The organism is Streptomyces sp. NPDC037290 (assembly GCF_055603245.1).
In genome coordinates this window covers 477,245-488,521 of sequence record NZ_JBVJVZ010000002.1, presented here as the reverse complement: position 1 = coordinate 488,521, position 11,277 = coordinate 477,245, and the positions used below count along the sequence as shown (strand labels likewise).

Sequence of the window (11,277 nt, the reverse complement as noted above, 5' to 3'; positions counted from 1 at the left end):
AGAGAGAGACCCGCCGGGGGGCGGGGGGGGGGGGGGGGGGGGCGCCCCCCCCCCCCCCCCCCCCCCCCCCCCCCCCCCCCCCCTCTCCACCCTCAGTGCGCGCGCAGTGCGGCCAGCACCTCGGCGTCCGTGAGCTGCTCGAAGTCGTCGTACCACTGGCCGACGGCGGCGAAGCCGGCCGGCCGGTGCGGGCACACGATCGTGTCGGCCTCGGTCGCGAGGAGGTCCACGGAGTCGGGGGCGCCGACGGGGACGGCCAGGACGAGGTGCGCGGGCCGGTGGCGCCGGACGTGGCGCAGCGCCGCGCGGGCGGTGGCGCCGGTGGCGAGACCGTCGTCGACCACGATCACCGTGCGGCCCTCGGGGTCCGGCGCCGGGCGGTCGCCGCGGTAGCGCTGCTCGCGGCGGCGCAGCTCCCGCCGCTCGCGCTCGACCACCGGGGCCATGGCCTCCTCGGTCAGGCCGAGCCGGTCCAGGGTCCCCGCGTTGAAGAGGGGCGGGTCGTCCCCGACGAGCGCCCCGACGGCGAACTCCTGGTGGTGCGGGGCACCGATCTTCCGCACGATGAGCACGTCGAGCGGGGCGCCGAGGGCGCGGGCGATGGGTTCGGCGACGGCGATGCCGCCGCGCGGCAGGGCGAGGACGAGGGGGTCGGCGAGGGCGCCCCGGTCCCGCAGGTCGCTCAGCAGTCCGGCGAGTTCCCGCCCGGCTTCGGCACGGTCCCGGAAGCGCATGGCTCGTCCTCCTCCGCGGAGCCCCTCCCTCCATGGTGCTCCTGCTCGGGCAATCCCGGTCGGACCAACCCCAGGTATTCGAACACCCGAGCTATTGCTTCGACGTCGGCGTACCGGCCCCGACCGCTCGGCCGGCCGGGTGAGGCGGGGGTGAACGCGCAGGCCGCCCACGGCCATTGCCTACGATCGTGCCGTGCCGATCTTCTCCTTCGCCCGTACGGCCCCGCTCCCGCTCGACGAGGCGTGGCGCCGGCTCACCACCTGGCCCCGCCACGCCGACGCGGTCCCGCTGACCCGGGTCAGGGTGCTCACGCCGGAGCCCACCGGCGTGGGCACCCGCTTCGTGGCCCGTTCCGGCGTCGGCCCGCTGGCCGTCGACGACGTCATGGAGGTGACGGTCTGGCGCCCGCCCACCGACGGGGAGGGCGGCCTGTGCCGGCTGGAGAAGCGTGGCGGGGTGGTGCGGGGCTGGGCGGAGATCGAGGTACGGCCGGGGCCCGGAGGCCGCAGCCGGGTGGTGTGGCGTGAGGAACTGCGCGTGCGCTTCCTGCCTCGCGCCTTCGACGGCGTGCTGAACGGCACGGCGCGGTACGTGTTCGGACGAGCCGTGAACCGGTTGCTCAGGCGGGCGTGAGCCCGCCCGTCGGGGCACCGGCCCGATCGGGGAGCGCAGCCGGGCCGGTTCGGGCAGGGGGACGTCGAACTCGCCGGCGTCCGGGGAACGGGCCCCGCGGCGAAGACGATCACGCAGGGGCGGGGACCGGGGACTCGGCCGGCGCCGTGAGCGGGAGGCCGCAGCGCGGGCCCTGTCCGCCGGTCCGCGGGGTGCCGGTGCGGCCCGCGCCCCGGGAAGGCACCGGCCTCGGCGGCGACCGTACGGTCCCGCTCGGGCCGGCCTCCGAAGCCGCCGTCTCGGGAAGCGGCAGGGCGGGCGAGGAGGGCCCGGCCCCGCAGCGGCGCCGGTCCCTCCGCGATCCGCGCGACCGCCGTCGCCTCCCCACGGGCGGCGGCGGCCGGCGCGGCCGCGAGCACCGGCCGGGCGGGACCGTCCGCCCGGACCGGCATGACGAGGACGTCGATGGCGCCGGCACGGGTGAGACCGACGGCGAACGCGTCCTCGTCGCTGTGGCCTAAGCGCCCCAGGACGGTCCCGCCGTCCTCCGGCGCCTGCCGGCACAGCTCGTACACGGCTCCTTCCACGCACCCGCCGGAGACCGAACCGATGGCCGTGCCCTCGCTGTCGACGGCGATGTCCGGCACGGTCCGGTCTCCTGTTCGGTCAACGGGATGCGTGAAGCACCTCGGGCGTCAGTGGACGCCCAGCAGGGCCCGGAGCGGATGCAGGGAGAAGTAGACGACGAAGAGCACTGTCAGACCCCACATGAAGGCGCCGATCTCCCGCCACTTGCCCTGGGCGAGCTTGATGACGACGTAGGAGATCACACCGGCGGCGACACCGGGGGTGATCGAGTACGTGAACGGCATGATCACGACGGTGAGGAAGACCGGGATCGCGACGGAGCGGTCGGCCCAGTCCACGTGCCGGGCGTTCATCATCATCATCGCGCCGATGGTGACCAGGGCGGCCGAGGCCACCTCGCGCGGCACGATCGCGGTGATCGGGGTGAAGAAGAGACACAGGGCGAAGAATCCACCGGTGACGACCGAGGCCAGACCGGTACGGGCACCTTCGCCGACGCCGGTCGCGGACTCGATGAACACGGACTGGCCGGAGCCGCCCACCACACCGCCGACGACACCGCCGGCACCGTCGATGAACAGCGCCTTGGACAGGCCCGGCATGCGCCCCTGGCGGTCGGTGAGGTTGGCCTCGGTGCCGATGCCGATGATGGTGGCCATCGCGTCGAAGAAGCCCGCGAGGACCAGGGTGAAGACGATGAAGGTGACCGTCATGTAGCCGACGTCGCCCAGACCGCTGAAGGACACCTTGCCGATGAGCGAGAAGTCCGGCATCGACACGGCGCTGCCGTGCAGTGCGGGGCCTTCGCCGTTGGCCCAGGCCTTGTCGCCGGCGAGGCCGGTCGCGTTGACGATCACCGCGAGAACGGTGCCGGTGACGATGCCGATGAGGATGGCGCCCGGAACCTTGCGGGCCTGCAGCGCGAAGATGAGAAGCAGCGTGACGGCGAAGAGCAGCACGGGCCAGCCGACGAGCTCACCCCCGTCGCCGAGCGTGACCGGGGTCGCCGTACCGGCGTGCACGAACCCGGCCTTGACCAGACCGATGAACGCGATGAACAGGCCGATGCCGATCGTGATGCCGTGCTTGAGCGGCAGCGGGATCGCGTTCATGATCATCTCGCGCAGGCCGGTGACCACCAGCAGCATGATCACGACGCCGTAGGCGACGCACATGCCGAGGCCCTGGGCCCACGTCAGGTCCTTCGTGCCCATGACCAGACCGGCCAGCACACCGGAGACGGAGAGTCCGGCGGCCATGGCGAGCGGCACCTTGCCGACCCAGCCCATGAGCAGAGTGGTGGCCGCCGCGCCGAGGGCGGTGGCCGTGATGAGGGCCTTCTGGCTCAGCGAGTCGCCGGACCTGTCCGCGCCACTGAGGATCACGGGGTTGAGCAGGAGGATGTACGCCATCGCCATGAAGGTGGTGATGCCACCGCGGACCTCGGTCCCGATGGATGATCCTCTTTCGGATATGTGGAAGTACCGGTCGAGCCACGACCTACCGGCCGGCGGACGCGAACCCGCGCCCGCCTCTTCGGCGGTGTTCGTGGGCTCCACTGACTGCTGGGTCATGGTGCCATCTCCCAAGGTTCACAGGGGCACCCGTGCTCCTGACCGGACACGGGATTTGGGAATGGACGACCCGGGGGACGGCCCGAGACGAACGAATTTCCAGGTGCTTCAAGGACCGCGAGCGGTGCGGAACTCAAAGGGGTTCCTCCGGGCGGCGCGGCGAGTGTGTGACGTTCCCTGCGCCGCCCGGAGAGCTTGGGTGTTACGCGGTCCCCGTCAGGTGCTCGGGCCGCACCGGAGTGCGGTTGAGCTCCAGCCCGGTCGCGTTCCGGATCGCCGCGAGGACGGCCGGGGTGGACGACAGGGTCGGGGCCTCGCCGACGCCACGGAGCCCGTACGGGGCGTGGTCGTCGGCGAGTTCGAGCACGTCGACCGGAATGGTCGGCGTGTCGAGGATCGTGGGGATCAGGTAATCCGTGAAGGACGGGTTCCTGACCTTGGCGGTCTTCGGGTCGACGACGATCTCCTCCATCACCGCCACGCCCAGGCCCTGGGTCGTACCGCCCTGGATCTGGCCGATGACGGAGAGCGGGTTGAGCGCCTTGCCGACGTCCTGGGCGCAGGCCAGCTCGATGACCTTGACCAGGCCGAGTTCGGTGTCGACCTCGACGACCGCGCGGTGCGCGGCGAAGGAGTACTGGACGTGGCCGTTGCCCTGGCCGGTGCGCGGGTCGAAGGCCTCGGTCGGCCGGTGCCGCCACTCCGCCTCGACCTCGACGGTCTCGTCCCCGAGGACTCCGGCCAGGTCCGCGAGGACCTCGCCGCCGTCGGTGACGACCTTGCCGCCCTCCAGCAGGAGGTCGGCACTCGCCCAGGCCGGGTGGTGGGTGCCGAACCTGCGGCGCCCGATCTCCAGGACCTTCTCGCGGACCAGCTCGCAGGCGTTCTTCACGGCGCCGCCGGTGACGTACGTCTGCCGGGAGGCCGAGGTGGAGCCGGCGGAACCGACCCGGGTGTCGGCGGGGTGGATGGTCACCTGGGTGACGCCGAGTTCGGTGCGGGCGATCTGCGCGTGGACGGTGACACCGCCCTGGCCGACCTCCGCCATCGCCGTGTGCACGGTCGCGACCGGCTCGCCGCCGATGACCTCCATGCGCACCTTGGCGGTGGAGTAGTCGTCGAAGCCCTCGGAGAAGCCGACGTTCTTGATGCCGACCGCGTACCCGGTCCCGCGTACGACGCCTTCGCCGTGCGTGGTGTTGGACAGGCCGCCGGGCAGCTGCCGTACGTCCGCGCCCTCGCTGGACTCCCACTGGCGCTCGGGCGGCAGCGGCATCGCCTTGACACGGCGCAGGAGTTCGGCGACCGGGGCCGGGGAGTCGACCGGCTGCCCGGTCGGCATGATCGTCCCCTGCTCCATCGCGTTCAGCTGCCGGAACTCCACCGGGTCCATGCCGAGCTCCTTCGCCAGCTTGTCCATCTGCGCCTCGTAGGCGAAGCACGCCTGGACCGCGCCGAAGCCGCGCATGGCGCCGCAGGGCGGGTTGTTGGTGTAGAGGGCGATGGCCTCGATGTCGACGTCGTCCACCACGTAGGGGCCGACCGACAGGGACGAGGCGTTGCCGACGACCGCCGGGGAGGCGGAGGCGTAGGCGCCGCCGTCCAGGACGATCCGGCACTTCAGGTGTGTGAGTTTGCCGTCCTTGGTGGCGCCGTGCTCGTAGTGGAGCTTCGCCGGGTGCCGGTGGACGTGTCCGAAGAAGGACTCGAACCGGTTGTAGACCATCTTCACCGGCTTGCCGGTGCGCAGCGCGAGCAGGCACGCGTGGATCTGCATCGACAGGTCCTCGCGGCCGCCGAACGCGCCGCCGACGCCGGAGAGCGTCATGCGCACCCTGTCCTCGGGCAGGCCGAGGACCGGCGCGATCTGGCGCAGGTCGGAGTGGAGCCACTGGGTGGCGATGTAGAGGTGGACGCCGCCGTCCTCCTCGGGCACGGCGAGGCCGGACTCGGGGCCGAGGAAGGCCTGGTCCTGCATGCCGAAGGTGTACTCACCCTCGACGATCACGTCGGCCCGCCTGCGGGCTTCCTCGACGTCGCCGCGGATGATCGGCTGGCGGTGCACGATGTTCGGGTGCGGGACGTGGCCGGCGTGGTGGTCGTCGCGGTTCTCGTGGACGAGGACCGCGTCCGGCGCGAGGGCCGACTTCTCGTCGGTGACGACCGGGAGTTCGCGGTAGTCCACCTTGATCTTCGCGGCGGCGCGGCGGGCCGTCTCCGGGTGGTCGGCGGCGACGAGCGCGACCGGCTCGCCGTGGTGGCGGACCTTGCCGTGCGCGAGGACCGGGGTGTCCTGGATCTCCAGGCCGTAGTTCCTCACCGCGGTGGGCAGGTCGTCGTACGTCAGGACCGCGTACACGCCGGGTGTGGCCAGGGCTTCGCCGGTGTCGATGGAGACGATCTCGGCGTGCGCGACGGTGGAGCGCAGGATCTGGCCCCACAGCATGTCCTCGTGCCACATGTCGGACGAGTACGCGAACTCGCCGGTGACCTTGAGGGTGCTGTCCGGGCGGAGCGTGGACTCGCCGATGCCGCCCCTGGTCCGGGAGCCCTGTGTGATCTTCGTGGGTGCGCCGTTGGCGGTCATGATCAGACCCCCTCGGACTGGCGGGCGGCCGCCAGGCGGACCGCGTCCATGATCTTCTCGTAGCCCGTGCAACGGCACAGGTTGCCCGACAGCGCCTCACGGATGTCCGCGTCGCTCGGGTTCGGGTTGCGCTCCAGGAGTTCGTCGGAGGCGACGAGCAGACCCGGGGTGCAGAAGCCGCACTGAACGGCGCCGGCGTCGATGAACGCCTGCTGGACCGGGGAGAGTTCGCTGCCCTCGCCGGTCCGCGAGTCGGTGCCCTCGGCCTGCCGGCCCCGGGCGTCCCCCGGCGACGTGCCGCAGGCGCCGGTGGCACAGCCGCCCTCGGCGCGCTGCCTGGCGAGGTCCGCGAGGCCCTCGACGGTCACCACGTCGCGGCCCTCGACCTGGCCGGCCGCGACCAGGCAGGCGCAGACGGGGACGCCGTCCAGGCGCACGGTGCAGGAGCCGCACTCGCCCTGCTCGCAGGCGTTCTTGGAACCCGGCAGCCCGACACGCTCACGCAGGACGTACAGCAGGGACTCGCCCTCCCAGACGTCGTCGGCTTCCTGCGGACGTCCGTTGACGGTGAAGTTGACGCGCATCACGCAGCTCCCTCGGTGGTGCGGCGGGTACCGCGATACGACTCCCAGGCCCAGGTGAGCGTCCGGCGGGCCATGACGCCGACCGCGTGGCGGCGGTAGCTCGCGGTGCCCCGGACGTCGTCGATCGGGTTGCAGGCGCCGGAGCACAGCTGGGCGAACTGCTTGGCGACGGACGGCGTGATGATCTTGCCGTTGTCCCAGAAGCCGCCCTCTTCGAGGGCCGCGTTCAGGAACTCCTCGGCGGCCCTGGCCCGGACGGGCGTGGGCGCGGCCGAGCCGATGCCGGTGCGGACCGTACGGGTCCCGGGGTGCAGGGCGAGACCGAAGGCGCACACGGCGATGACCATGGCGTTGCGGGTGCCGACCTTGGAGTACTGCTGCGGGCCGTCGGCCTTCTTCACGTGGACGGCGCGGATCAGCTCGTCGGGCTGGAGCGCGTTGCGCTTGACGCCCGTGTAGAACTCGTCGACCGGGATCAGCCGGGTGCCGCGGGCCGCCGACTCCACCTCGACCTCGGCGCCGGCCGCGAGCAGGGCGGGGTGGGCGTCACCGGCGGGCGAGGCCGTGCCGAGGTTGCCGCCGACGCCGCCGCGGTTGCGGATCTGCGGGGAGGCGACGGTGTGCGAGGCGAGCGCGAGGCCCGGCAGCTCGGCACGGAGGTTCTCCATGATTCCGGTGTACGGCACGGAAGCGCCCAGCCGCACGCTCTCCTCGCCGACCTCCCACTCGTAGAGGTCGCCGATGCGGTTGAGGTCGAGCAGGTACTCGGGCCGGCGGTGATCGAAGTTGATCTCGACCATCACATCGGTCCCGCCCGCGATCGGGACAGCGGTGGGGTGCTCGGCCTTCGCGGCGAGCGCCTCCTGCCAGCTGGCGGGGCGAAGGAAGTCCATGACCGGCCCTCTTCTTGGTCTCATGGGTCGTACAGATTGAGCCAATCCGGGTGCGTCGGGCCCGGCTCGTTCATGTGCTGTTCACGCGGAGTGGACTCAGTACACCGCCCCTTACTCCAGTGCGGTCAGTCACCGAAACCATGAAGGAGTTGGCTGGCCACGGTGGGCATCTTGTAGATTCGTATGAACGGAGGTCATCGGCAACCTCTCCGATTTCCTGGGGAAACGCAGGAAACAGCACGGAGAGCGCCCTGTGCGGCCCGTGCCGGGCCTTCTCCCGTCACCCTCCAAGATCCATCGTAGGTTTCGAGACAAAGAACGGCGGCGACGAGATGCGGCTGCGCGCACTTCTGGACACCGATGCGCTGGGCCTGCGGCTGCTCGGCGGCGAGGACGAGCTGGACCGGTCGGTGCGCGGGGTGATGACCACCGACCTGCGCGACCCGAGCCGCTACCTGTCCGGGGGCGAGCTGGTGCTGACCGGCCTGGCCTGGCGCCGGGACGCGGCGGACTCCGAGTCGTTCGTGCGGATCCTGGTGCAGGCCGGGGTGGCGGCGCTCGCGGCCGGCGAGGCGGAGCTGGGCGATGTGCCGGACGACCTGGTGCTCGCCTGCGTCAAGCACCGGCTGCCGCTGTTCGCGGTGCACGAGTCGGTGGCCTTCGCCACGATCACCGAGCACGTCGTACGGCAGGTCTCCAGCGAGCGTGCCGGAGACCTGGCGGCCGTCGTGGACCGGCACCGGCGGATGATGACCTCGGGCCCGGCGGGCGGCGGCCCGGACGTGGTCCTGGACCTGCTCGGCTCCGACCTGGACCTGCGCGCCTGGGTGCTCTCCCCCACCGGCCGGCTGATCGCCGGCTCCAAGGAGGCGGGCCCGGCGCTGCCCCCGGAGACCTGTGCGAAGCTCGCCGCCGAACATCTGGCGGCAGCCCGCACCGGCCGCCGCGGCCCGCACCGGGTCCTGTTCGGCGGCAGCACGTACTCGGTCTTCCGGATCAGCTCCCTGGGCCGCACCCCGCAGGCCGCCCGGGACGTGCGCGAGACGGTGCTGTCGGACTGGCTGCTGGCCGTCGAGGCGGACGCCGGTGACTGGCCCGAGGAGCGCCTGGACCTGCTGCAGGGCGTGACCCAGCTGATCGCGGTCGAGCGGGACCGCCGGGACGCGGCGCGCACGGTGCGGCGCCGGCTCGCCCAGGAGGTGCTGGAGCTGGTGCAGACGGGTGCCGCTCCGGCCGAGATCGCGGCCCGTCTGCGGGTGGCCGCCCCGGTGCTGCTGCCCGGGCTCGGCGCGGCCCCGCACTGGCAGGTGGTCGTGGCCCGCGTGGAGTGGGAGGGCGGGGAGGTCGAGGGCGGCCCGGTCGCCCAGTCGCTGCTGGAGGAGGTCCTGGTCGACCCGCTGGCCACCGGCCCCGAGCCCTCGGACCGGATCGCCGTCGCGCACACGGGCGACGAGGCGATCGCGCTCGTGCCGCTCCCGGCGGTCTCCGCCGAGCACGACGGCTCGGAGACCGGCCTGATGGCCGACTCCCTGCTGAAGTCGGTGCGCGGGACGCTGTCGGCGGGCCTGAACGACGACGGGCGGCTCACCCTCGGCGTCAGCGCCGCCGTGCACTCGGCGGAGGGCCTGCGCGGCGCCCTGGAGGAGGCCCGGCACGCCCGCCGGGTCGCGGCGGCCCGCCCCGGCCGGGTCTGCGCCGCCGGCCACCAGGAGCTGGCCAGCCACGTCCTGCTGCTCCCGTTCGTCCCCGACGACGTCCGCCGCGCCTTCACGGCCCGCCTGCTGGACCCGCTGAAGGACTACGACCAGCGCCACCGGGCCGAGCTGATCCCGACCCTGGAGGCGTTCCTGGACTGCGACGGCTCCTGGACCCGCTGCGCCACCCGGCTCCACCTGCACGTCAACACGCTGCGCTACCGGGTGGGCCGCATCGAGCAGTTGACGGGACGTGACCTGTCGCGCCTGGAGGACAAGCTGGACTTCTTCCTCGCGCTGCGCATGAGCTGAGGTCAGCGGGGGCGTGCGGGGGCCAAACCCGGTCACGCCCCCGCCCCACGACTTTGTGAAATCTTTCACCCACCCTCTTGGCCCGGCGCCGCGATTGGTGCTGGAATGCCGCCACCACTCAACAGCTCGATGGCGTGCTCGGGGAGGGCAACGTGGCGCATACCGCCATGTCTGGTAACGGAACGACCCCTGGTGACGATCCGCTCCAGACCGCGGTATGGCGGCTGCGCTCGCGGGCCTGCTGGGCGGACGCGGCGGCCCTGCTGCCGCCGGACACCCCCGCCACGGCGCTGCAGCGGGCCGGGTTGCTGGTCGAACGGTGTCTGTACACCGAGCGGGGCTGGGAGGACGCGGAGGACGCCCTGCGGACGGCGGAGGCGCTGGCGCACACCGACGAGGAGCGGGGGGCCGCCGCCTGCGAACGCGGCCAGCTCGCCTACACGGCCACGCTGCACGGCGTCCGGGACCGCGCCGACGAGGCGCGGGCCGCGCTGGGCCGGGCGGCGGCGCTGATCCCTCCGGGGGCGTCGGGCCGGGCCCTGCTGGACTTCCGCCGGGGTCTGATCGCCGAGAACCTGACCCGGTCCCCGCAGGCGGCTCGCGCCGCGTACCGCCGGGCACACGCGGGCGCTGCCGAGCACACCGACCCGCTGCTGCTGTCCTTCACCTGGCGCCATCTCGCCGGACTCGCCCTGCGGGACGGCGAGTTGACGGAGGCTCGGCATGGCTTCGCCGAATCCCTGCGGATCCGCGAGGAGTTGGGCTATCTGGTGGGCACGGCCCCCGCGCTGGCCTCCTTGGCCGACGCGGAGACCGAACCGGAGGCGTCCCGCCTGCGCGAGGAGGCCCGGCGCTTGTTCCGACTGCTCGGCGGAGTGCCGACATGGCTCGCCCGACAGCTCTCCCCCCCGGCACCGGGGGCGGCGACGGCATGACCGAACCCCCGCTGAGCCGCGGGGAGTTGGGCCAACTGGTGGCCGACACGGAGACCGAACCGGAGGCGTCCCGGCGGGGAGTGCCGACGCGGCTTGCGCGGCAGCTGCCCCTCCGGCACCGGGAGCGGCCACGGCACAGCGGAGGGGGCCCACGGAGCGCTCCCGGACATGGGTCCGTGGTGGCCCCTGGGCCGGGAGACGGCCGGGTCCCGAGGATACCCACCGCACACCGGCTCAGGCCGACCCCGCACGCGGGTCCGTGGTGGGCCAGGGCCCGGGAGACGGACGGCCCCTACGGCACCCCCGCACCGGCTCAGGCCGCGCCGCCGAAGTACTCCGCCACTACGAGACCCTGGACGTGACTCCCTGACGAACCCGGTGCCGACAGATGGCCAACCCCCGGCGGCACCCACCGCACCGGCTCAGAACCCGCCAGCGAAGTACCCCGCACGCAAGCCCCCGGCCGACCCGGGGCCCACAGACGGCCAAACCCCCACGGCACCCGCCGCACCGGCTCAGAACCCGCCAGCGACGTACTCCCCCACCAGACCCCGCGCGCAAGCCCCCCATGGACACGGGCCCGGCAGACGGCCAAACCCCGGCGGCACCCGCCGCACCGCCCAGGCTGCGCCGGCGAAGTACTCCCCCACCAGCCCCCGCACGCGAACCCCCCGGCCGACCCGGGGCCCACAGACGGCCAAACCCCCACGGCACCCGCCGCACCGGCTCAGAACCCGCCAGCGACGTACTCCCCCACCAGACC

At 73.0% G+C, this 11,277-nt stretch carries 8 protein-coding genes and 1 pseudogene; 3 read left to right on the top strand and 6 right to left on the bottom strand.

The window, feature by feature from the left end; translation table 11 throughout:
- Nucleotides 1-92: 92 nt before the first annotated feature.
- A complete protein-coding gene (locus ACZ7HQ_RS07880; protein WP_470986170.1) occupies nt 93-734 on the bottom strand; it encodes a phosphoribosyltransferase in 642 nt (213 codons plus the stop codon).
- Between the two features lie 193 nt (nt 735-927).
- Here ACZ7HQ_RS07880 and ACZ7HQ_RS07875 point away from each other — a divergent pair, with 193 nt between their 5' ends.
- A complete protein-coding gene (locus ACZ7HQ_RS07875) occupies nt 928-1,368 on the top strand; it encodes an SRPBCC family protein (protein ID WP_470986168.1) in 441 nt (146 codons plus the stop codon).
- Between the two features lie 115 nt (nt 1,369-1,483).
- Here the strand turns inward: ACZ7HQ_RS07875 and ACZ7HQ_RS07870 are convergent.
- The 5 genes and pseudogenes from ACZ7HQ_RS07870 to ACZ7HQ_RS07850 all read right to left on the bottom strand — a co-directional run.
- Nucleotides 1,484-1,985, bottom strand: a pseudogene (locus ACZ7HQ_RS07870) (XdhC family protein); the annotation flags it as partial.
- Nucleotides 1,986-2,042: 57 nt separating this feature from the next.
- Entirely contained in the window at nt 2,043-3,509 is a 1,467-nt protein-coding gene (locus tag ACZ7HQ_RS07865) for an NCS2 family permease (protein ID WP_470986166.1), read from the bottom strand.
- A gap of 202 nt (nt 3,510-3,711) precedes the next feature.
- Complete coding sequence (locus ACZ7HQ_RS07860; RefSeq protein WP_470986164.1) at nt 3,712-6,096, bottom strand: xanthine dehydrogenase family protein molybdopterin-binding subunit; 2,385 nt, start codon at nt 6,094-6,096, stop codon at nt 3,712-3,714.
- A 2-nt stretch (nt 6,097-6,098) separates the two neighbouring features.
- Nucleotides 6,099-6,680: a (2Fe-2S)-binding protein gene (locus tag ACZ7HQ_RS07855; RefSeq protein WP_470986162.1), complete on the bottom strand. Its 582-nt coding sequence runs from the start codon at nt 6,678-6,680 to the stop codon at nt 6,099-6,101.
- Nucleotides 6,680-7,573, bottom strand: a complete 894-nt coding sequence (locus tag ACZ7HQ_RS07850; RefSeq protein WP_470986160.1) for an FAD binding domain-containing protein — start codon at nt 7,571-7,573, stop codon at nt 6,680-6,682. The genes ACZ7HQ_RS07855 and ACZ7HQ_RS07850 overlap by 1 nt, the downstream gene beginning before the upstream one ends.
- Nucleotides 7,574-7,905: 332 nt before the next feature.
- Between ACZ7HQ_RS07850 and ACZ7HQ_RS07845 the strand changes: the two genes are divergently transcribed.
- Nucleotides 7,906-9,579: a PucR family transcriptional regulator gene (locus ACZ7HQ_RS07845; RefSeq protein ID WP_470986157.1), complete on the top strand. Its 1,674-nt coding sequence runs from the start codon at nt 7,906-7,908 to the stop codon at nt 9,577-9,579.
- Between the two features lie 167 nt (nt 9,580-9,746).
- Nucleotides 9,747-10,514, top strand: coding sequence for a hypothetical protein (locus tag ACZ7HQ_RS07840; RefSeq protein WP_470986154.1), 768 nt, complete (start codon nt 9,747-9,749; stop codon nt 10,512-10,514).
- Nucleotides 10,515-11,277 lie beyond the last annotated feature (763 nt).